The organism is Alloscardovia sp. HMSC034E08 (assembly GCF_001813415.1).
GTDB lineage: Bacteria > Actinomycetota > Actinomycetes > Actinomycetales > Bifidobacteriaceae > Alloscardovia > Alloscardovia omnicolens.
This window is the reverse complement of the sequence record NZ_KV812468.1, coordinates 539,236-561,064: the sequence shown is the minus strand read 5'-3', so window position 1 is coordinate 561,064 and position 21,829 is coordinate 539,236. Positions and strand designations below refer to the sequence as shown.

At 46.4% G+C, this 21,829-nt stretch carries 15 protein-coding genes; 6 read left to right on the top strand and 9 right to left on the bottom strand.

Annotated features, from left to right (window positions below):
- Positions 1-239: 239 nt before the first annotated feature.
- From HMPREF2909_RS03890 to HMPREF2909_RS03880, 3 genes are all read right to left on the bottom strand, one after another.
- The gene (locus tag HMPREF2909_RS03890) at positions 240-2,381 is read right to left on the bottom strand and encodes an ATP-binding cassette domain-containing protein (RefSeq protein WP_071415300.1); all 2,142 of its coding nucleotides are present in this window, start codon (positions 2,379-2,381) and stop codon (positions 240-242) included.
- Positions 2,382-3,011: an ECF transporter S component gene (locus HMPREF2909_RS03885; protein WP_071415299.1), complete on the bottom strand. Its 630-nt coding sequence runs from the start codon at positions 3,009-3,011 to the stop codon at positions 2,382-2,384.
- 300 nt (positions 3,012-3,311) lie between these two features.
- Positions 3,312-4,682 carry a dipeptidase gene (locus HMPREF2909_RS03880; protein ID WP_071415298.1) on the bottom strand — a complete coding sequence of 457 codons (1,371 nt, stop codon included), beginning with the start codon at positions 4,680-4,682 and terminating at the stop codon, positions 3,312-3,314.
- Between the two features lie 280 nt (positions 4,683-4,962).
- Here HMPREF2909_RS03880 and HMPREF2909_RS03875 point away from each other — a divergent pair, with 280 nt between their 5' ends.
- A complete protein-coding gene (locus tag HMPREF2909_RS03875) occupies positions 4,963-5,592 on the top strand; it encodes a DUF3043 domain-containing protein (RefSeq protein WP_071415297.1) in 630 nt (209 codons plus the stop codon).
- Between the two features lie 406 nt (positions 5,593-5,998).
- On the opposite strand, the gene HMPREF2909_RS03870 is transcribed toward HMPREF2909_RS03875, so the two are convergent.
- Positions 5,999-6,400 (bottom strand): hypothetical protein, encoded by a 402-nt coding sequence (locus HMPREF2909_RS03870; protein WP_148130794.1) that lies wholly within the window; start codon positions 6,398-6,400, stop codon positions 5,999-6,001.
- A 536-nt stretch (positions 6,401-6,936) separates the two neighbouring features.
- On the opposite strand from HMPREF2909_RS03870, the gene HMPREF2909_RS03865 reads away from it, so the two are divergent.
- Entirely contained in the window at positions 6,937-8,145 is a 1,209-nt protein-coding gene (locus HMPREF2909_RS03865; protein ID WP_071415295.1) for an MFS transporter, read from the top strand.
- Between the two features lie 75 nt (positions 8,146-8,220).
- Here the strand turns inward: HMPREF2909_RS03865 and HMPREF2909_RS03860 are convergent, their stop codons facing one another.
- Positions 8,221-8,520: a hypothetical protein gene (locus tag HMPREF2909_RS03860; protein ID WP_071415294.1), complete on the bottom strand. Its 300-nt coding sequence runs from the start codon at positions 8,518-8,520 to the stop codon at positions 8,221-8,223.
- 320 nt (positions 8,521-8,840) lie between these two features.
- On the opposite strand from HMPREF2909_RS03860, the gene HMPREF2909_RS03855 reads away from it, so the two are divergent.
- The 4 genes from HMPREF2909_RS03855 to HMPREF2909_RS03840 all read left to right on the top strand — a co-directional run bounded on the left by HMPREF2909_RS03855 (position 8,841) and on the right by HMPREF2909_RS03840 (position 14,172).
- The gene (locus HMPREF2909_RS03855) at positions 8,841-10,301 is read left to right on the top strand and encodes a dihydrolipoyl dehydrogenase family protein (protein WP_071415293.1); all 1,461 of its coding nucleotides are present in this window, start codon (positions 8,841-8,843) and stop codon (positions 10,299-10,301) included.
- Positions 10,302-10,404: 103 nt separating this feature from the next.
- On the top strand, positions 10,405-11,130 hold the full coding sequence (locus HMPREF2909_RS03850) for a DUF4191 domain-containing protein (RefSeq protein WP_071415292.1): 726 nt from the start codon (positions 10,405-10,407) through the stop codon (positions 11,128-11,130).
- A gap of 605 nt (positions 11,131-11,735) precedes the next feature.
- Positions 11,736-13,169: a type I glutamate--ammonia ligase gene (gene glnA, locus HMPREF2909_RS03845; RefSeq protein ID WP_021618001.1), complete on the top strand. Its 1,434-nt coding sequence runs from the start codon at positions 11,736-11,738 to the stop codon at positions 13,167-13,169.
- 70 nt (positions 13,170-13,239) lie between these two features.
- A complete protein-coding gene (locus HMPREF2909_RS03840; RefSeq protein ID WP_071415291.1) occupies positions 13,240-14,172 on the top strand; it encodes an alpha/beta hydrolase family protein in 933 nt (310 codons plus the stop codon).
- Here the strand turns inward: HMPREF2909_RS03840 and HMPREF2909_RS03835 are convergent.
- Genes HMPREF2909_RS03835 through HMPREF2909_RS03820 form a run of 4 tightly spaced genes read right to left on the bottom strand, consistent with a single transcriptional unit; the run spans position 14,140 to position 21,802 of the window.
- A complete protein-coding gene (locus tag HMPREF2909_RS03835) occupies positions 14,140-14,799 on the bottom strand; it encodes an SGNH/GDSL hydrolase family protein (RefSeq protein ID WP_071415290.1) in 660 nt (219 codons plus the stop codon). The two genes, HMPREF2909_RS03840 and HMPREF2909_RS03835, sit on opposite strands and share 33 nt — an antisense overlap.
- Positions 14,789-15,919: a P-loop NTPase gene (locus HMPREF2909_RS03830; RefSeq protein WP_071415289.1), complete on the bottom strand. Its 1,131-nt coding sequence runs from the start codon at positions 15,917-15,919 to the stop codon at positions 14,789-14,791. The genes HMPREF2909_RS03835 and HMPREF2909_RS03830 overlap by 11 nt, the downstream gene beginning before the upstream one ends.
- Complete coding sequence (gene ligA, locus HMPREF2909_RS03825; RefSeq protein ID WP_071415288.1) at positions 15,916-18,432, bottom strand: NAD-dependent DNA ligase LigA; 2,517 nt, start codon at positions 18,430-18,432, stop codon at positions 15,916-15,918. The genes HMPREF2909_RS03830 and ligA overlap by 4 nt, the downstream gene beginning before the upstream one ends.
- Positions 18,425-21,802: a hypothetical protein gene (locus HMPREF2909_RS03820; protein WP_071415287.1), complete on the bottom strand. Its 3,378-nt coding sequence runs from the start codon at positions 21,800-21,802 to the stop codon at positions 18,425-18,427. The genes ligA and HMPREF2909_RS03820 overlap by 8 nt, the downstream gene beginning before the upstream one ends.
- Positions 21,803-21,829 lie beyond the last annotated feature (27 nt).

Genomic DNA, 21,829 nt, shown 5'->3' with positions numbered 1-21,829 from the left:
ATATGTGAGAGCAATAGCTCTCCGAATTTAACGCAGTGTGAAGCCTGGTTGTGAGAAACAGCCGCTAGTCACACACCTGCAACCTAAAACCCCGCTAAGTCCGAAGCTCCGCTACATATCGACCGAACTTCAACGGATACAATTGCGCCCTACCGCCGCTGTGTAATGAGTACACGGTAGAGCACAATTGCCAGTTAATTTAGGAAGGAATATATGAGTTTGTGCTTATGTTTTCTTTCTTACACAAATTTGCCAAAAAGATTAAGCATTCCTGTGTAATACGCAGCAATCAGTCCTATCACAGGAATAAGAATGCTGATAACAAAAGCTATAACATCGCGCATATGCATGCATGATATGCGCACATTTGTTCGTTTATATGGTGCTCCAAATGCGCGTGCTTGCATAACTATGGCGAGCATCGTGGAGCGTCGAATAGCCAAAATAAGAATATTCAACGCATCATTCTTATATTTTTGAATCTTCGATTGCGATTGTATTCCTCGAATACGGCGTGCTTGATGTATGGACTCCATATCCTCTTGCAGTAAAGGAAGTAAGCGGAAACCTGCGAGCGCCGCATACACAAAACGGTCAGACATTTTCAGCTTTTGCACAAAAGCGTCAGCTAAATCTGTTGGATCCATGCGCATGACTAGGGTTACAGCCGGAACTCCCATAGCAAGCACACGGATTGCTGTGGCGGCAGCCAACATCACGTTATGATCCTTATTATAAATAGCCACAGAAATAAAGGCTCCTGCAGCTCCAATAAGGATTGGCCACGTATACTTTAATACCGTACGAGGAGTAAAACCGAGAGCAAAAATGGCTATTAAAGATAGAACAAGAGCAGTGCTTGACGAAACAATATCCAGCGAGAAAATCAGTGGAAGACCAACAAAAAGTCCAGCAAATAAACGCGTTACTGGGTTAAGGCTTGCCACTATAGCAGACTGACTTTCGTTACGTAGCTGCTTATTCTCGTAGGAATCAGGATTCGCTTCAATCACTACTTCTGCAGCACCAAGCGCATCAATAAACGCACGGTCATGCGTCACAGTAATAATGCAGGTTCCGTTATCGCGTAACTGAGCGAACATACGCACCAATGCTAACCATGTTTGAGGATCTTGACCATATGTTGGTTCGTCCACAATTATAATCTGAGGTTTTGCTTCAATCGCGCACGCAACGGTTAAGCGGCGCTTCTGCCCGCCTGAAAGCGAATATGGATTATGATCGACCTGCTCGAGCAAATCATAATAATCCAAACGCTCCTTCGCCATCTGAGCCAGCTCGTCCGCGCTCGCCTCGCTGTGCGAGATGCGCAAAGCGCTCATCATTTCGTCACGCACAGAACTGGTGACGAACTGATGCTCCGGGTTTTGGAAAACATACTGAATGCGCTGAGCCAGTTCTTTGGTATTCCATTTCGAAGGTTCAGCACTTTCGGCAGCGCCACGCACGGTATCGCTTACGCGCACCGCACCGCTCAGCTCTGGCCGCAAACCCGCTAAAGTAAGCGACAGTGTCGTTTTACCCGCTCCGTTTACGCCAGTAAGAGCCGTGATTGTTCCGCTATTAAATGTATGGTTAAACAGGTAAGAAATCTGCTCACCCTCATAGCCAAAACATAAATTGTCGGCTATTAACGCAGCCGACGTACCCTCTTCTTGAGCAGGAGCATACTGTCCTGCATATTCTTCTAATTCAATCGGCTCTCCCAGAGCAACATGCCTATCCATATGAGGAAGCCACTGCTCTATATTATGATCCACCACAATAAGGGTGGCACCAGTTTGTGTAGCAGCATCCAGAATGGACGACACCACACGCTCGATTCCATCAGGATCGAGATTAGCTGTTGGCTCATCGCATACAATCACATCGGGACGCATCGCCATAATACTGGCCACAGATAAACGTTGCGTTTGCCCTCCTGAGAGGCGCTGCGCTAAACGAGCTGGCTCGATACCGTGCGCAGGATCTAAGTCAACCGTTGCTAAAGCGCTATCGCAACGTTGAATAATTTCTGATCGGTCTACGCCCAAATTTTCTGCACCAAAAGTGGCGTTATCCATAACGCGAGCAAAAATTACTTGACTTTCTGGGTCTTGCATAATCATGCCCACACGGCCGCGCGCTTTAAGAGCAGGAACGCCGTCTATGGTAATCGTTCCGCGCATCTCGCCGCCATCTTCGGCATCACCCAAAATACCGGTAATACCTTGAAGCAGCGTGCTTTTGCCCCATCCGGAGCGGCCAGTGAGCAAAACTTTCTCCCCAGCCGCCACGTTCAGGCTTAAATCATCAACCGCCCAACCCTCATTTAACGGGTAACGATATGACCAATGGTTAACGTCTACTCGAGAAGCCACTTATGCGTTAGCCTTCTGCTTGTTGCGCACATCTCGGCCGGACTCGAAGTGATCGAGAGCGCCCGTTGCAGCAATACCCAAGTAAAGCCACCAGGTGAACACACCAGCTACGATAGCGCCGGACAGAATCGTGGTAACCAAGTTAGCGAAACCGTAGGTACCGTTCCAATCGATAGCCTGCAAGTTAGTAAAGAAGGAATATGCCCAGCAAACAACACCGGAGACTGCACCAGAAATAGTGGTAATCCAAATATTCCATACCTTGTAGAACACTGCAGTAAAGACGATTTCAGCTGCCGCACCCTGAGCTAAAGCAACGAGGAAGGTTGCCGTACCGCCCCACTGGTTACCCAGCAAAGCTTCGACAACACCAGCAACAACTTCTGCGTAAATTGCAGCACCTGGCTTGCGCACGATAATCAGAGCCAAAGGACCAGCGAACAGCCAGAAACCGTTAATAACACCCCACAAACCAGGGATGAAGGAATCCAAAGCAGATACTGGACCATAAGCCAAAGCAGCCAGCCAGTAAATAAGCGAAGATGCTACAGCAATAACGCTGGCTACAGTAATATCGACAACGCGCCACTTAAGATTTGGCTTTTCAGATACGGTTGAAGAAGAATTCATAAGTGCCTCCTATGATCTGTCGTCATACGCACATCCCCGTGATGCGCGTGAGGCACGGGTTAAGATGACGTCCGTTGCTAGCATTACCTAGTAAACGTTCAATCGGTCAGAATTCGCTCTCATTATGTATGTGTTTTCTTTTTGCGGCGAACGAATTCATATCTCAGCCGTACCCACTCTTCATGCATAGGCACAGCACCCGTGTCGATTAGCTACTATAGCAATATGGGACGAATATCCTCGTGGAATATTCGTCCCATGCGTGGCGCGTCTTGCCGTTGCTGGAGCTTAACTTGAGCTTTACCTGAGCGCCAAACCTTGCAAAATCAAAGCTTCTGTAACCACGTTCTTCTTCAAAGCCGGCAAAGAAATCGACTCATTTGGCGAATGCGCATTCGCCTTTGGATCTTCTGGACCGGTTACTAATACTTCGGCATGTGGGAAGATGCGCTGCAATTCTGGAATGAATGGAATCGAACCCCCCTCCCCCTTATTTACTGGCTCAGTTGCGAAAGCAGTAGCCATAGCTTCTTCGGCAATAACCACAGCCTTAGCCTGTGGGTTCATAGCCCAACCCTGACCATTCTCTCCCAGCTCCACAGTTACTTGTGCACCGAATGGAGCGTGCTCTTCCAAGAATCGTGCCAAAGCCTTCTGCGCTTCGGCTGGCTTCTGGCTTGGAGCGGTACGCAAGGAGAGCCTAAAACGAGCATGGTCGGCAATCACGTTAAAGGAACCCTCTACGGGGTGAGCGTCGAAACCAATCACACTCACGCTTGGCTTGGTCCACATGCGTGCAGCTAAGGAGCCGGTTCCCGCAAACTGGTAGGAATCCACAACAGCAGCATCGCGGCGAACGGTTACTTCGTCCATATCGCGCTGCAAACCGCCCACTGGTTCTTGAGACTCAATGCCCGGAATAACCAAGTCGCCATTCTTGTCGTACATGGAGGCGATAAGCATAGCCGCTACCGTATTGGCATCGAGAATCGGACCGCCGAACTGACCCGAATGCACAGGATGACCCAGCACGCGAACAGTCACATCTACTTCAGTATTACCGCGCAAAGACGTGGTCAAACTTGGAATTTCATCTGACCAGTTACCCGAGTCGGCCACAATAATCACATCTGATTCGAATTCCGCTTTATGCTTCTCAATGAAAGGAATAAAGCTTGGCGAGCCCATTTCCTCTTCACCCTCAATAAAGATGCGAATATTCACAGCCAAATCATCGCCCAAAGCATGCAAAGCTCCCGAATGAATAGCAATGCCGCCGCCATCGTCAGCTGCGCCGCGACCGTAAAGGCGACCGTCTTTTTCTGCGGCCTCAAAAGCAGGAGTTTCCCATGCAGACTCATCTGGAACAGGCTGCACATCGTGATGCGCATACAACAACACGGTTGGCGCATTCTCATCAACAATACGCGAGCCAATAACTTCCCACGCTCCTGGTGTTCCATCTGGATTTGTAGACTGCACCACGCGAGCATCTACACCCACAGCACGCATTTCTTCAGCCACGAACTCAGCCGACGCCTTCATATGGTCGGCCGTAATGCCTTTAGCAGATACTGCGCCTAGGGCAATTTTTCGTGAGAGCACATCAACAATGCGATTCCAATCAGACTCTACTCGTGTTCGAATCTCTTCATGCGATAAAGTAGCCATTATCTTCCTTCATATCTTCTCAGCTGCGCAGTTTGGCAACATGTGCTGTTCGGCAGCAAGTGCAACCAAGTAGCAGCTCAGCCATGCGCCAGTCCCAAGCACGCCGCGCATATATGTAGTATGCACATAATGTAGTACGCACACATCCGCTGCGAGTACGCCGCACAGCACTTCACTCCTCACAAGGCATGAACGTATATGGTCATGTACATACGACTTTATTGCACGCGGTCGATACTTTCACATAAACGCGGTCTATACTTTTACATAATCTAAAGGAATGAAATGGAATCCTTTCGCTCAAAAAAACAAAACTGATAGCGACGATCAGCTAGACAATGCTGCCAATGCTGAGACGCATACCTCTAGTGAAACTGCTGGCAAAGGTCGTCCAACACCAAAGCGTCGCGATGCGGAAAACGCTCGTTTAACTCCGCTTGCGCCAAAAGACCGTAAGGCTCAGCGTAAAGCTGCTCAGGCTCGTCGCCGTGAGCGTGAAAATACTGAGTACGAGGCCATGCGTTCGGGAGATTTGCGCAAAATGCCTAAGAGCGAGCAGCTTCCATGGCGCGTATATATTCGCGACTATGTGGATGCCCGCTACAATTTGGGCGAATATTTCATGATTGTTGTGGTTGCTCTGCTCCTTATTTCTGTTGCGGCAACCTACTTTATGCCACAGCTGTCTTTGATTATTTTGGTGCTCATGTATGTATATTTGTTCGCCATTATTATTGATAGCTTTATTATGTGGCGCGGTTTGAAGAAAAAGCTGATTGTCAAGTTTGGCGAGCGCGCTGTTGCTAAGGGTATGCGCTCTGGTTATTACGCATGGAGTCGTGCTCTGCAGATTCGCGCATGGCGTTTGCCAAAGCCTCGTCATAAGAAGCATGGTGTATGGCCTGAATAAACTGACGATTTTCTCAGTTTTTACATAAGTTTTCAGGGTGCGTATTGTTAGCAATTTGCTAAGCAACATGCACCCTTAACTTTTGCGTTTTAGCTCAGCACTAATATTTCTGACTCGCTCTCCACCTTTTGAGCGCTTGCTGAGAAATAAGAGTGTGTCAGGGTTTTTGTGTAAGTGCGCAGGTCGCGATAGGTTCAGCTTTTGCGATGACACGGATGGTGACGATGGATTGACTACTTTGAATACGGAGCGAATATTCGTTTGATGAAAATATTTGCCAAGTCTGATCTGCTTCGACGGAACAAAACCCAATCCCCTTCAATACGACACGCCCAACACACCGAGAAAAATAAAAGTTATCCTCATTCTTGTGGATAAATCTGATACAACACTGATACACGACAAGTCATATCCCACGGATATGACTTGCTGTCCAGCAAGAGGTCACCTGATAGTGACCTCTTAGCATATCAAAAGAACCGCTCAACTGTCCGACACACCAACGGATAACAATCTGTGCATCAGACTCAGCAAGAATACGCATAGCAGCACGATAAATTCCCGCAGACTGAGAATGGAGATCCTTCATACGTTCCCAACCATACTTGTATTGGAACATACAGTACCCATGAAATTCAACATCAGCTGGAACACCAAAACGTTGATGAACGCTATCCCCCAACTCTGAAAGCTTCTGATCAATAAAACGCGCCTGCTCATCATTAACAAGCGAAGCACCAATGTAATAAATATCTCCACCAATAGCTTTACCAGAGTCAGAATGAGATTCATCAATGTAAGCGTACATACCGCCAATATACAGCACTCTCATCACTAAACTAAACCGAGACAATCCTAGTTATACGACAAAATTGTTGGTGGAGTGTTATTCGTTGATTGTGAAGTGTCTCAGGTTTTATTTCATCGAAGTTGATGGGGAAATAGTGATTATACATAGAAAACAAAACCTTAGACACTTCAATCCAAGCAGATTCAACAACAAAACCATATGCTTGTCATAACTCTGAGAACTGCCAAACCTGAGATACCCTCAATCAGCGCACTCAATCAGCAGGAATTGCATAGTTTCGCATAGTGACCCTACGATTTCATAGCGTTATTTTCAAAAACCTAAGATGGAAATCATGCTCATAAGAAATCAAGCACCATAAAATAAAGAGCCTGCGGAATACTGCTTAGCTTAAACCAAAATCGCTCCCCTCGCGGCAACGCCCGCAGAAACATCACGACCAACATCAACCGTCATCAGAAAACCGCCGCCTTCACCAACCACCGCTACAAAACATTACCAACATCAATCTCGCGCGTAAAAAAATATAACTCATGAAAAATTTATTCAAACTATCTACTGCCCTCAGATGGGCTCTTCTTGGTCTCACATTCTCAGAAATAAGTAATTCCATTTTCGAAGGTTCTGTTATTCCATCCATTATTATTGTGGGTCTTCCTGCGTGGGCGTTGGCTTTTAACCGCACATTCGGTGTAATAAGCGATTTTATGTCTCCTGCTGCTGCATGGATTGTAGATAAATTCGGCAGTTTCGCTTCCCTGTCTGCTGCTGAATTTTGCGAAGGTCTTCTCTGCCTTATTGTGGCTATTCTTCCCCACAGTTGGCTCGGATGGAAATGGTCATTACTCGCCCTAGGATGCTTACTGCTCGTTACAGGACAAATAATTGACGTAGCCAGCGAAATTTTTGAAGTAGATATTTCTGGCGATAATGAAGAGATGCTTATTGAATATAGCGGTTATGTAGGCATTATTATGTCTGTGGGTGGAACACTGTTTGGAACGGTTCTGGGCTCGGCGCTCACATCTATCTCTATTACTCTCGTTCTGATCATATCTTCTGTTTTATCTTTCGCCTGTACGCTAACTCGTTTTCTTTCTCGAGGTAGCATACTATCAGCTACCAGCGCTTCCCTTAATGACGATAACGACGATAATGAAACAGACGCACAGCACGGCATACCACAGCGTCATACCACCAAATCTATGCGCATTATTTTGCTCTCGTGCACTTTCTTTCTTAGCCTTATTCCTTCCCTCTACGGAGGGTACACAACGCTGGGATATGCGGATAAGCTCGGTTCGCATATTACTACAGTTATTTATGCTGTAACGGGTGTTGCCACGATTGCAAGTTCATATATGTATTTGAGAGCATCGAAAAAGTTTAGCCTCAGAATCATTGGATGTGCTGGGGTTATCAGCATGATTATAGGGTTAATATTCTTAATTATTCCGATTTTTTGGAGCGCTCTGATTGGATGGGCTTTGATGGATTTAGGATATTCCTGCACAGCTCGCCCTCTTATAGTATCTCGCCAGCTTTTGATTGAGCATGATCTTCTGACTAAGTTTAACGGCTGGGCACGTTTAGCTTCTGCTCTTGCGGCTGCAGGAGGAAGCTGGTTGGGGTGGATTATCTCTCAGCATTACACGTGGCAGATACTTCCAACATTAAGTCTTGTGCCAGCAATTATTTTGCTACCAGCAGTATGGTCAAGTTTGCATAAGGGCAGAAAATAAAACACACATAACATACATGGGTGCTCCTTGCTTCACAAACAAGGAGCACCCATAGCTCTCATAATCATCATATAATCATGCTTTTATAGCCTGAATAATATGTATTATTCCGCTAATCGCAAGAAGAACAGCGCTCACAAATAATACTGCTATTTCAAGCAGAGGAATATTTGTTCCCCCGTCCATCAGCACTAAACGTAACACAGCTATAAAATGTATGCACAGCAGAACTATAAAATACGTTCTTCTGGTTTGCGCTATACTTTTCGCAACGTTCATAAAAAGTGCAGATAGCATAATTCCTAAGAAGTACAGCGTCACAAGAAGAAATCTCATACCCACTTTGTATTGCGCATGTCCTTGAATAACAGGCATATTACCCACGTAGATACATACTGCGCACGATATATCCATGACCCAAGTAAAGCGAGCACCGCAGGTAAAACACTATGACGTGTGGATAAAACTTTCATCATCATAACCCTCACTATGAAATGTGCTCGGAACATCATTGTTTCAAGAAATCCAATGCTACTCTTGTGGAGTGGGATTGAATACAAATAGTCTACTCGTAATAAGAACATCACACACCGACATATGGCGCTAAGTCAAAGATTTCCCCCCCCTACATTTATCAGTTCATCTCCTAGCAAGTGCTCTACATCTGCTAACCTTTACACGCTAAACTTGAGCGTATGACTTATGATTATGACGTTCTGATAATAGGTTCTGGTCCGGGTGGTTATGCCACTGCTTTGCGCACAAATGAGCTGGGACTATCAACTGCTGTTATTGAAAAAACCGATGTTGTGGGTGGCACATGCTTAAATCGCGGCTGTATTCCTACGAAAGCATATCTAACCGCAGCTCATACTCTTCATGACGTTCATCGCGCAGGCTCATGGGGATTGGATATTAGCGTCAACAGTATTAATATGCCAGCGCTTAAAACCGCGAAAGATAAAACTGTAGCAGGCGTAGTAAAAGGTCTCACCCAGCATATGAAAGCGCGGTCTATCGATATTATTCACGGTGAAGGCTCGCTGAGCGGCGCACATAACGTAAGCGTTACTGATGGCGAGAGCACGCGCGAATTAAGCGCTCACCATATTGTTTTAGCAACTGGATCATATGCCACGCCGCTGCCAGGTTTTGACTTCTTTCACGAAACTTCTGCCGCTGTATCTGAGGCTATTGCTGATAAGAAAGTTCCTGTATTATCATCCGATGAAGCCTTAGACCTCGATATTCCTCTCAACAATATTGTTATTGTGGGAGCTGGTGCTATTGCTCTGGAGTTTGCACAATTTTGGAATGCTCTCGGAACTCATGTAACAGTTCTTCTTCGTAAAGATACGCCTCTATCACGGTGGGATTCGCACGTTAGTTCAACGCTTATGCGCACGCTTAAACGCGATGGTGTGCGTTTTGAATCGCATAGCACTCTTACTAGTGCAGGCGATGGTGAGGTGACCTACTCTATTGCTGATCCTAAAAAAGATACGGTTACAGAAAAAACTATTCCTGCTGATTTCGTCTTGGCTGCTATTGGACGCTCCCCTCGCACAACTGCTTCATGGTTTAAGCAAGCAGGCATAGCTCTCACATCTACAAACCGCGTGATTACTGATGAATATGGTCGCACAAATCTTGAAAATGTATGGGCTGTAGGAGATATTACGGACGGTTATATGCTTGCTCACGAGGCTTTTGAACAAGCTCTTGTTGTGTCTGAAAGTATTGCTGGTCTTCCTACTCAGCCAGTTGATCCTTTGACTATTCCTCAAGTGGTGTATGGCATGATTGACGCTGTATCTATCGGTTACACGCCAAGCCAAGCGCAAAACGCTGGTTTCGAACAGGTAGAAGAAACTGTTGTGCCACAATTATCTAATCCGCGCGTCGCTATGTTAGGTTCAAATGGAACAACGGTTATAGTTTCAGCTCTTAATAGTGAGAAAACAGAACGGGTTGTTCTTGGTGTGCATATGGCAGGACCTCAAGCATCAGAAATTGCTGGAGCAGCACGCGAAATAATACAAAATCGTATTCCTCTCAGTCAGGCTGCGCGCGCTCTGTTTGCTCATCCTACTATAAGCGAAAGTTTGGGAGAAAGTTTACTGAAAGCAGATGGACGCCCTCTTAACGTGCGTTAAGGTAGCTTATACTAGGGTTTTCGACTCGATACAGTATGATGTATCGAAGATTACACGATCGTTATCCACTGTTGGACGAGATAAGGCAAGGTTAAAATAGGTTATGGCAGAAGAAAAGAAGAAGCCAAAGCGTAATAGCACTCTGCGTCAGATGAAGCAGCTCTATGATTTTACGCGCGCGGATGATCCTCAAGTTACGTGGTGGCTCATTGGTGCGTTTGCTATTCCATTCGTAGCGATTATAGTTATTGCTTTCTTCCTCAAACTGCACTGGTTCACATGGATTATGACTGTTATTCTCGCCTTTATGGTGGGTGTCTTGGCTGCAACTTTCGTGCTGTCTCGACGTAGCGAAACTGTGGGATATAAGAAGATTGAAGGTAATCCAGGTGCTGCTGGTGCTGTTTTGCAGTCTTTGAGCAAGCGCATTTTTACTTTCTCTGAACAGCCAGTTTGGGTTGATCCTCGCACAAAAGATATGATTTGGCGCGGAACCAGCTTGTATGGCGTATACCTCGTTTCTGAAGGCCCAACAAAGCGCGTGGCTAAAGCTATTGAGTCTGAAAAGGCTAAGATTCGTCGCGTAACAAAAGGTTCTGAAATCCGCATTATTGTTATTAACACTGGTAATGATGAGGGACAAACTCCTATTTCCAAACTCAATAAAGCAATGCGTAAGCGCTATAAGAAGCCACTGACTACTGAGGAACTCGATCACTTAAACGGTCGTTTGCATACACTTGAGCGTATGGGAAGCATGGGCGTTCCTGCTGGTATTGATCCTTACGCAGCGCAGCATCAAAGCCGCCGTGCTATGCGCGGACGCTAAAGCGCTGTATAGCTCTATCTCTTAGATCGCAGAATCGATTTACCTCTTTTAGTGAGTTGTCGGTTCTGCGATTTTTTATGCGTTGGGTGAGGTGAGGTACTAACGTCTGTACTACCCAATCCGTTCCGAGCGTTTGAGTGGTACTACTCTACAAGCATTGATTTTAAGGGGGTTCGGCGGCTGTTTCTCCCAAACACTACGCACGGTTTAAGCGTTACTGCTCTTGGGAACGTTCACACGGTGCGGGAAACTGCCGCAACACTCAAAGCGCTTTTACAAAGTGAGCGATACAGGCGAAACAGGGTGCTTTGAAGGTGCGTTTGGGACTGTACTGCTCAAACGTTACGTAACGATTGGGAGGTACGGCAGACACCCCCGATTCCGTGGCATAAGTATCGTTACAACGGAGTTTATTCCACGGAAAAACAGCACATCTCCGTAAAGTCGCTAACCTATGTACCGTCACGATGCTACATAGCTAACCGCCTTCAGGCCTCACCGCGTAACTAACCGTAACAAACTTGTAACCTGAAAAGACGTTTTCAGACTGCCCTGTCTCTTAGAATGGGGAATGTACGTGATCCCAACAAACGAAGGTTAGTCTCATGACTCTTTCTACAAAGGAAGATGTAGAAGCTCTCATCAATTCTGAGGGCATTGAATATGTATCTGTTCGATTCACTGATTTGATTGGCGTTCAGCAGCACTTTAATGTACCAGCAAGCGAGTTCCTCGACAGTGCATTTACTGATGGCATGCCATTCGATGGTTCCTCAGTGCAGGGTTTCCAGGCAATTAACGAGTCGGACATGAACTTGATTCCTGATGTATCCACTGCCTATATCGATCCTTTCCGTAAGCACAAGACTTTGAATGTAGCCTTCTCTATTGTTGACCCAATTACGGGTGAGGCTTATTCTCGAGATCCTCGTCAGGTTGCTGCTAAGGCGGAAGCATATTTGAAGTCCACCGGTATTGCAGATACTGCTTCTTTCGCTCCTGAAGCTGAGTTCTTCGTATTCGATAAGGTTCGTTTCGAAAACTCTATGCGCACCTCCTTCTATGAGGTCGATTCCGATGAAGCTGGTTGGAACTCCGGAGCTCAGACCAACTTGGACGGCACTCCAAACATTGGTTTTAAGAACCAGGCTAAGCGTGGCTACTTCCCTGTTCCACCCCTGGATCAGAGCGCAGATCTTCGCGATGAAATGGTGCACAACCTCCAGGAAGTTGGTTTAGTTCTTGAACGTTCCCACCACGAAGTTGGTGGCGCAGGTCAGCAGGAGATCAACTACCGTTACAACACCTTGATGCACGCTGGCGACGACTTAATGAAGTTCAAGTATGTTGTGCACAACACTGCAGCTCAGATGGGTAAGGCTGCTACTTTCATGCCTAAGCCAATTGCTGGCGATAACGGTACTGGTATGCACTGCCATCAGTCGCTGTGGAAGGACGGCAAGCCACTGTTCTACGATGAGAACGGTTACGGCGGTCTGTCTGACATTGCTCGCTGGTATATTGGCGGTCTTATTAAGCATGCTGATGCTGTACTCGCCTTCACCAACCCATCCCTCAACTCTTACAAGCGTTTGGTTCCAGGCTACGAAGCTCCAGTAAACCTCGTGTATTCTGCACGTAACCGTTCTGCTGCAATTCGTATTCCTTTGGCAGGTAAGTCTCCTGCTGCTAAGCGCATTGAGTTCCGTGCTCCAGATCCAAGCTCTAACCCATTCTTGGCCTTCTCTGCTCAGCTCATGGCAGGTTTGGATGGTATCTTAAACCGCATTGAGCCACCAGCGCCAGTAGACAAGGATCTGTACGAGCTGCCACCAGAAGAGATGGTGGGCATTAAGACTGTTCCAGCTTCTCTCGATGACGCTTTGAAGGCGCTGGAAGAAGATCATGACTTCTTAACTGCAGGTAACGTATTTACAGAAGATTTGATTGAAACATGGATTGATTTGAAGAAGCAAGAGATTGACGCTGCTCGTTTGCAGCCAACTCCTTTGGAGTATCAGCTCTACTTCCATATCTAAAAGTTCACTGCGCATCTGCGTGCCTCATCATTGTGAAAACAATGATGAGGCACATTGCTATAGTAAAGATATGTCTAAGAAAATCCGTACAGCACTTATTCTTCTTCTGGCTCTTGCCCTCGTTATTGGCGGCGGATATGCAGCTATTACTTCGCTTGTTCCAGATTTCTTTAAGCCGCAATCAGCAGCGCTCAAGCTGAAGAACAAGGAACTGAAGCAAGCCGATACTAAAAATGTTGTGACTGAAGATATTTCTGTGTCTCACGATGGACGCAATCTGTACGGTTATCTTGTGGCACCAGGAAATTATAAAGATATTAGTTTACCGTTGATTATTGTGTCACACGGATATAATTCCAATGCTGATGTGAGCTCAAAATTTGCTACTTTAGCAGCTCAGCGCGGCTATATGGTCTACTCTTTTGATTTTTATGGTGGTGGTAATTCAACGCGCAGCGGAGACCCCGATATGCTCGACATGTCTGCTTTAACCGAAAAAGCAGATTTGAATGCTGTGCTAGATTATTGGAAGTCTCAGAAAACTGTTGACTCATCTCATATCTATCTTGCGGGAATTAGTCATGGAGCTTTAATCAGTACTTTGGTAGCAGCAGAGCGCACCCAAGATATTGCTGCAATGGTTCTTTTCGCTCCTGCTTTCCATGTTACCGACCTCGTCAAGCAAGGTATGCAAGAGCTCGGCTACACAGATATTTCTCAGGTACCCGATACGGTCTCCTACAAAGACCACACTGTGGGTAAACGCTATATTGCTGATGCCTTAACTCTTGATATTCCTACAGCACAGCGCGCATATACTGAACCTGTTCTTATTATTCACGGCACTGCGGATACAGTTGTTCCGTACAGTTATAGCGAAACTGCGCAGAAAACTTTCCCCCATGCTCAACTCATGCCGATTGACGGAGCAGATCATTCTATAAGCGATTTCGTTTCTGTTGGCACTCTCTTAAAACTTGACGAGTTTATGAAGAAGAACTGATAATTCCTGAGCAACCTGCGGACCCCACCATTGAATATATCCTGCACGTGTAGGGTGAATAGGATCTGCCATATAGGTTGCGCGAGACTGTGAGCTAAAAGCTTCATTATTGAATAAATCAATAATCTCGAAATCCGCGCGCTTAACCTGTACATCATGCACAGCAGTAACAAGCTGAGCATAATCGTCACTCTTAAACCATGCATTCGTATACATAATCACGGGCGCTTGCCATTGATTATGCACGTAATTAATAATCTGTTCTATCGCAGCAATACTTTCTGCAGTGCTGTAGCCAAGGCGCGCATCATTCGTCGATAACTGAAGTAAGAAAATATCCACATCATCGGTAAGCGCAGTATGTGCACGCAAACGTGCCACATACGTATCTGCCCCATCACCAGCTAAAGATGTTCCGTTCACAGCGTCCTTGGTAACCTGCAATCCGAAACGTTGAGCCAAAAATTCAGGCAGAGCCACCCCACCAGAAGCAAAACCCCACGTCACTGACGAGCCTAAAGCAAACAATCTCTTACCGCGTAAATCCGAGCCTATAGGTTCTACTGTATCGAGGGAAATTTTGTTACCGCGCAGCCAACGCCATCTTGGCAGGAACTTAATCACCATAATCGCGCTCCATTAAACTGTTCACCATAGAACTAAAAGCGTGAGCTAGTGGCGTGCAGGCTAAAGAACCATCAGCATTCAAAACAGCTGGACGACCTGATTCACCCACCTCACGAATATCTGTTTCTAAAGGAAGCTGAGCCAATAAAGGCACACGATGTCCGAGCTTATTTTCTAACTGTTCGCTCAGTTGAGCTGCTACACGCGCACCTCCTCCTTCGCCGAACAAACGTAGCTTTTCGCCCTTATGCTCGTACCAAGACATGTTTTCTACAACACCTGCCACATCCATCGGTACTTGTAATGCTACTAAGCCAGCGCGCACAGCAATATCGGAAGCGGAAGGCTGTGGTGTAGTAACCACTATCAGTTCAGCATTAGGTAAGGCTTGAGCCACGGAAATAGCCATATCTCCTGTGCCTGGAGCCATATCAATAAGAAGAACATCTGGCTCCCCCCACCACACATCAGAGAGGAATTGTTCTAAAGAACGTTGTAAGCGAGGACCGCGCCATAAAATCGCACGATCAGAGCCAGCAAACATGCCAATAGACATGACTTTTGTTCCCCATGCCTCAACAGGCATAAGCATGCCGTTCAAATTCGTAGGATGTGTTGTGACACCCATTAAGCGAGGCATGGAAAAACCATAAATATCAGCATCAATAACCGCAGTATCATATCCAGCGGCGGCAAAGGCGGCAGCTAAGTTTGCCGTTACGCTCGACTTTCCTACCCCACCCTTACCTGAGGCAACAGCAAAAATACGTGTTTTAATGCCCTTCTTATGGAAAGGATTTTCGCGGCGAGCCTGCTTCAATTGAGTTACTAAATTATTGAGTTTTTCCTCACTCATCGAGCTAACATCGAGGTCAAGCGTTAACAGAGCATCAGGGTAACTTGCCACTGCCTGCTCAATTTTCTCGCGGATAACATCGGAGAGCGGACAGTGAGGAACAGTCAACTCAATATGGAGGTGAACAGTAAAATGTCCAGCTTCCATCTGATCGACTTCTACGCCGGTTACCATTCCCAAGTCAGTAATTGATTTACCCAGTTCAGGATCAATTACTCCCGTTAAGCGTGCATAAATCTCACGAGCAATGCGTTCTTCTGTCATGCGTCCATCTGTCCAGTTGCCATAAGCTGCAGGAAAGTTGCAGAATCTATAATCGGCACACCCAACTTTTCTGCCTTCGTTACTTTAGACGCTCCAGGCTTATCTCCGGTAACCAGATACGAGGTTTTCTTACTCACCGATGATGTGGTTTGCCCACCGTGAGCAATAATCGCTTCTTGAATACTTTCGCGCGTATATCCTTCAACACTGCCCGACACAATAAGTGTTAAACCTGCTAGGGTTTGTTCGCCCTCGTCGAGCTGAGGCTTCTCCTCTACGCGCATACCTACACCGGCTTGCATCCATTCATGCAGAATGCGACCACGCCAATCGTCTAAGTCAGCAATATGACTCATCCAGTCATAGACGGATTGCGCTAGAGCGTCTCCTACACCATTAATTTCTAGCAGTTCTTCTTTCGACACTCCAGTAAAAGATGGTAAAGATGGGTAACGGTTTGCTAAACTGCGTGCAGATTCAGGTCCAATATGACGAATAGATAACGCCACTAGAACACGCCACATATCCGCTTGGCTGGCTTGCGATAACTGCCTAAGCATAGACTGCGCATTCTTCGTAAGCTCTGGTATTTCACCGTTCTTAGCCCTCTTAGCAAAGATAGGAACTTGCCTCCACAAGCCCGATCCGGTAGTGCTCAATTTTTTCTTTACTGTGCGACCTGTATCAGGATTTGTGTAATTCGTGTAGCGTTCGAGTGGTATTTCTTTCCACACACGCACATCTCGCAAAGAGCGCTCATCCAAGCTAAACATATCAGCTAAAGTACGTACTGCCGGTATTTGTGCTGGGGGAAGTTGCAGACCCTCTACTGGCTTGTATACAGGTATGTCTTCGCCGTCTGTCACCTCAATTTTTTTGAGGTTCGGAGCATACACATCAACAGATGATGGACGATTCAGTTCAGGATTGCCCAATGCTTCGGCAACTTTATCGCCTAAAGAATCAATATCGAAAGCTTTACGGCTGCCGAACATAGAAATACGTTCGGTAAGCTGGGCTGGGCAGCTTTCAGTATTAGGGCAACGGAAATCCTTATCTCCCTCTTTTTCGGGAGCAATAGGTGTGCCGCAACTTGGGCATACCGTTGGCATCACAAAATCACGAAGCTCGTTTTTTCGTCCTTCGCGTGCAGATAAAACTGGTCCCACAATTTCTGGAATAACATCACCGGCTTTACGCACCACAACAGTGTCACCAATTTTTACGCCTTTTGCCTTAACTTCAAAAGGATTATGCAAGGTGGCGCGCGAGATTGTAGAACCAGCTACCAGCACAGGTTCTAGCTGACCTACTGGGGTAACTCGACCAGTACGCCCCACTTGGACGGTGATATCACGTAAACGAGTATTGACTTCTTCTGGTGGATACTTGTATGCCACAGCCCACCGCGGAGCTCTCGATGTTTCACCGAGCTGGCGTTGGAGAGCGCGCTCGTCCACCTTAACCACAATACCGTCTAAGGCATGTTCAATGTCGTAGCGATGTTGACCGTAATAATCAATCATCTCCACGATCTCATTAAAGGAATGCACAATGCGATTATGGGGAGACACAGGAATCTGCCATGTTTTATACAACGTATAAGCATCGCTGAGACGTTCAAGATCAGAATCATGCGAGGAATGTGCGCCCCACTGCACACGACCCAAACCATGCGCATAGAAGGACAGTTTACGACGAGCAGTTATAGCTGGATCTTTTTGCCGCACGGATCCTGCTGCGGCATTGCGAGGATTAGCAAAAAGTGCTCGCCCTTCACGCTCATTAGCACGGTTGAGCTCTTCGAAATCATCGAAGCGCATAAAAACTTCGCCGCGAATTTCCACCAGCTCAGGAATATCATTGGCATCGCCTGCCAAGGTTACTGGAATATTGGCAATGGTACGCACATTAGCCGTAATATCTTCACCGGTTACGCCATCGCTTCGAGTTAAACCTTGGTCGAGCACACCATTGCGATAAATAAGATTCAATGCTAAACCATCAATCTTCACTTCGCTCGTCATAGTAAAATGAGAAGCACCAGCATCAGCTAATTGACGATGAACACCCTCATACCAGCTTTCCAATTCTCCGAGAGAAAAGACGTCATCAAGACTAAACATCTGGGAAGGATGACGTGCAGAAGCGAAATCTTGTGAGAAATTACCTCCCACACGATGTGTAGGACTTTGCTCATTATCTAAGCTTGGAAATTGAGCTTCCAAGCGCTTAAGAAACTCCATGCGAGCATCATATGCAGCATCGGAGGCTACCGGAGCATCCTTCACATAGTAGGCAATTTGGTCAGATTCTACCCATGCAGCCACACGCGCCCACACGCGGGCAGCATCATCCATGCTCAGCTCAGTAACATCGGCAGCATTGAGACTCAGAGCGCTAGAATCCGTATATTCCAAGGATTGCCACCACGGTTTATCGCCTTGTTCGGACAAGCTGCTGGCAATCACATTCTCATCATCAAAATCAAAAGCATCTTGAATATTAGGCATTGAGAGACCTCAAGAATTGAATATCAATAACATCTTCAAGTTCTGGATTATCGTCATCTAAGGAAAGAGTAGCAGAAGCTATGCGAGCAGCTGCGGCACTCAAGGTGCGACCAGCAACAAATAAATTACTATCCACAGCGGCAATAGCGCTTGGAGCCATTAACATAGCTGCCTCAGTAAAAGGCCAGATATCAATATCAAAATATGCCAAAGCATCTGTGCACTCATCGAAGGTCAAGGGCAAAGAAATATCCTGCGAGCGAGCGCGATCAATCAATTCTTCAAGCTCTGCACGTGCATGCGGTACCGTGCTTTCGCTAATACGAATGCTCATCACGTAACAGGCAGCAGCTATCTCAAAATCATCTTGCATCCATGCCGCGTAAGCCATGCGATAGTAGGCGTATGCAGCATCATCCTTATCGAGTGCCACATGCAGGGCGTTGCTTGCGGCCGCAAAAGAAGATTTCCAATCATTATTTTCCGATAAAGCAATTGCTAAACGTAAATGAGGAAGCGGATATGCCGGCGCATATGATACTGCGATATTCAAATGGCGCAGAGCCACTTCAGGACGTCCTATATGCGAATACACTTCCACCATTTCCATATGTGCTTGGAAAAGATTATCTGGTATTAAAACAAGTTTCTTATCTGGTGATGCGAAAAGATGATTGTATACCACTCGTTCCGCATAGGAATTGAAATACACTGGAACACGATTTGAGCTTTTAAAAGCGTTATCAAGCTCACTTAAACGTGTTTCCATCATATTTAAGGCTTCTGGCGGATTTCCCGACATGAAAGTTTCACGCGAGGATGTGCGCACAGCATCTAAATCCTGAGATAAGGTAAAACGCGTACGATCTATAGGTAAGCCATCAATCACACTGCGCACATAAGATTCCTTATGCTCATTGAGTTCCGGATCATTAATATCGTCAATATATTCGGAAATCTTTTGAGCGCGTTGCGGTACGCTCCACTGCTGCGCTGCGGCAAAAGCAGCAATATCTTCTTGAGCGCGTTCAAGAACATCCGAACGTTGAATAGACAAATCATAAGCAACGCTTGCAGCTAAGATTTCTTGAACTTCTGGTTCAATAACAGCGCGCGATACTTCTGGCTCATCTTGAGCACCCTGAGGAGTGAACAAAGCATCTCGTAAATCTAAAGCTGTTCCAATAGGCTGTAAAATACCGTGATCGTCCACATCTATGCGGCTGAGTTCAAACGCCGCATAGAACTTGTACGGCTGAGATAAACCTTGTTCGTGCAGTAAGCGCATAAAACGGTCACGCTCAAAAACAACGGCTGCTACAGTATTCGTTAAAGCTGTGCGGCGAATAAGTTCTAACGGGTCTGTGCCTGGTGCAGACATGACACTGACGCGCGGTTCGCTCGTTTCATCCTCGTTATCGTTCTCGCTGCGGGTTACTTCTTCAAATAACGCGCGAATTTCGTCATCGCTTGGCTGATTATCTGCAGCTTCGAAAGCTTGTAACTGGTCCGCAGAGAAGTTCGCAGACTGCATGATATCCATAAAAGCATCGTTATAGTTACTGTTTGACTCAGCTGAACCAGATTGCTCGCTTTTAGAACCATGAGCATGAGAATGCGCATGATGCGGATTATCCATACCCATACTGTCGAGAGCACGCATAAGTAAGGCGTACATAGTAGGATCGCGATCTTCAATATCTTGAGCGCCAGCCAAGTTATCGATGCGCACGGCAACACGGGAAATATTATCGCTAGCACCGAACGCTAAAGCCGCCAAAATAATACCCACACGGAGGTTATAACGTGAGCTCATTTGTTGACGTTCTACTTCGTTCACATCTACCCATTGCAAAGTGTGCGCGTCAAAACGACGAGTAGGCATAACTGTTGATGCTGTGCTCGTAAAATCAATAACTGTTGCTCCAGAGGACTGCACATCCGCACGGAAATCAATATCGCTCCGCAGCGGCAATCGCAAATGCGCAATCAGCTTCGACAATGCCCGCCTATACACCCACTGGCTGGTATGCATGCCATGCTGTTGCTCCAATTGCGGATTCTGCGCATAACGTTCATGCGAGGCGGCAATATGGTAGGCGGTTTCGCGCGCCACCTGCACCATCGGGTACACAGCATTGACCTGTTCAATATTGTTCAAGCTAAGCCGCATGCCCTCAGTCTGAGAGTTTTCCCTATCCCGCCTAGCCTGCGCATAGAACTGCCCTAACCAGCTCGAGGAAAACGAGGTTTCCTGCGTTGCATCCGGACCTGTATTCGCATAGCGCAAAGCTGGTTGCGCCAACGCATCATCCACCCCATGAGTGGATAATGTACTAAGCGCATCGAAAGCCGGATTCTCGAGTAAATCTGTGCTTAATTGTGCAGCATACGCTAAGCTAATCTCATCTTCGGTCGGGGTAAAGTCATAATGGTAATTGTTTTCAATCACACTACTGACCGCGCTAAAACGGTTCAGATTCGACTCAATACGCAAAGTTTTTAATGCCGACTCAAAATCCACACCATTGCGAGAATGCAAATAATACAAATGCGATTTCGGATTAGTCATTAACTCCAAATTTTCTTGACCATGCGTAGCCTCCAACTGGGAGATGCGGTCTAAAGCACCCGACTCACGCATAGTATGAAGGAAATAATCTTCCAATCCAGAAATCTTCAAGCCTGCTGCACGAGCCTGCTCAATATCACGCACGCTGGTACGAATTGCACTCAAAGGCGCTTGTTGGCGAATACGACGGTAAATATTCGACGTACCAAAACCGGTTACGTGCACTGCTTCCGTTGCTAAGGTCGGTTGCGCATAAATCACACAATAGGCTATGCACATCGCCGCATTATAGTCTAAATCAGCTGTGTCTTGGCCAGATACCGAAGCAGAACGCACCTGCTCAAAAGTATAGGAATCTTTACCTTTTTTCGTTGCTCTCAGCCACGATGACAGCCATCTCAACCGCCCATCTTCTCCACGAGCAACCACTGCCCCATGATCTACAGCAATCGTTCCCGCAGTAGAAGGGGTAGGATCGGTACGCATAAAACGATACTGATGAACGCCTCCCTTGCCTTCTTCGGCTAACATAACGCACGCATCAAGTTGAGTAATATCTGCGTCCAAAAAATTAGTTTCATACAAACGAGCATGAGCATCTGCGAGAGCTACAGGAACAAAATGATTTTTTGCCGTAAAAACGCCCACAGCAACACGAGAAGTATCCATAAGTGCAGGATCGCGCACCCATCCCACCTGAAAATCATGCGTGCCAATCGTAACTGTTTTCACTACTTTACGCGCTACAAAAATCCCTAAAGCGTACTCATTGCGTGCCCAGGGAAAGATATCAGTCACCTGTGATAGTTGCGTAGTTTGTTTGAT

Excerpts from the sequence above, each read along its gene's own strand:
- HMPREF2909_RS03885 (WP_071415299.1), bottom strand. The coding sequence starts at position 3,011 with ATGAATTCTTCTTCAACCGTATCTGAAAAGCCAAATCTTAAGTGGCGC.
- HMPREF2909_RS03880 (WP_071415298.1), bottom strand. The coding sequence starts at position 4,682 with ATGGCTACTTTATCGCATGAAGAGATTCGAACACGAGTAGAGTCTGAT.
- HMPREF2909_RS03875 (WP_071415297.1), top strand. The coding sequence starts at position 4,963 with ATGAAATGGAATCCTTTCGCTCAAAAAAACAAAACTGATAGCGACGAT.
- HMPREF2909_RS03870 (WP_148130794.1), bottom strand. The coding sequence starts at position 6,400 with ATGTACGCTTACATTGATGAATCTCATTCTGACTCTGGTAAAGCTATT.
- HMPREF2909_RS03865 (WP_071415295.1), top strand. The coding sequence starts at position 6,937 with ATGAAAAATTTATTCAAACTATCTACTGCCCTCAGATGGGCTCTTCTT.
- HMPREF2909_RS03860 (WP_071415294.1), bottom strand. The coding sequence starts at position 8,520 with ATGCCTGTTATTCAAGGACATGCGCAATACAAAGTGGGTATGAGATTT.
- HMPREF2909_RS03855 (WP_071415293.1), top strand. The coding sequence starts at position 8,841 with ATGACTTATGATTATGACGTTCTGATAATAGGTTCTGGTCCGGGTGGT.
- HMPREF2909_RS03850 (WP_071415292.1), top strand. The coding sequence starts at position 10,405 with ATGGCAGAAGAAAAGAAGAAGCCAAAGCGTAATAGCACTCTGCGTCAG.
- glnA (WP_021618001.1), top strand. The coding sequence starts at position 11,736 with ATGACTCTTTCTACAAAGGAAGATGTAGAAGCTCTCATCAATTCTGAG.
- HMPREF2909_RS03840 (WP_071415291.1), top strand. The coding sequence starts at position 13,240 with ATGTCTAAGAAAATCCGTACAGCACTTATTCTTCTTCTGGCTCTTGCC.
- HMPREF2909_RS03835 (WP_071415290.1), bottom strand. The coding sequence starts at position 14,799 with ATGGTGATTAAGTTCCTGCCAAGATGGCGTTGGCTGCGCGGTAACAAA.
- HMPREF2909_RS03830 (WP_071415289.1), bottom strand. The coding sequence starts at position 15,919 with ATGACAGAAGAACGCATTGCTCGTGAGATTTATGCACGCTTAACGGGA.
- ligA (WP_071415288.1), bottom strand. The coding sequence starts at position 18,432 with ATGCCTAATATTCAAGATGCTTTTGATTTTGATGATGAGAATGTGATT.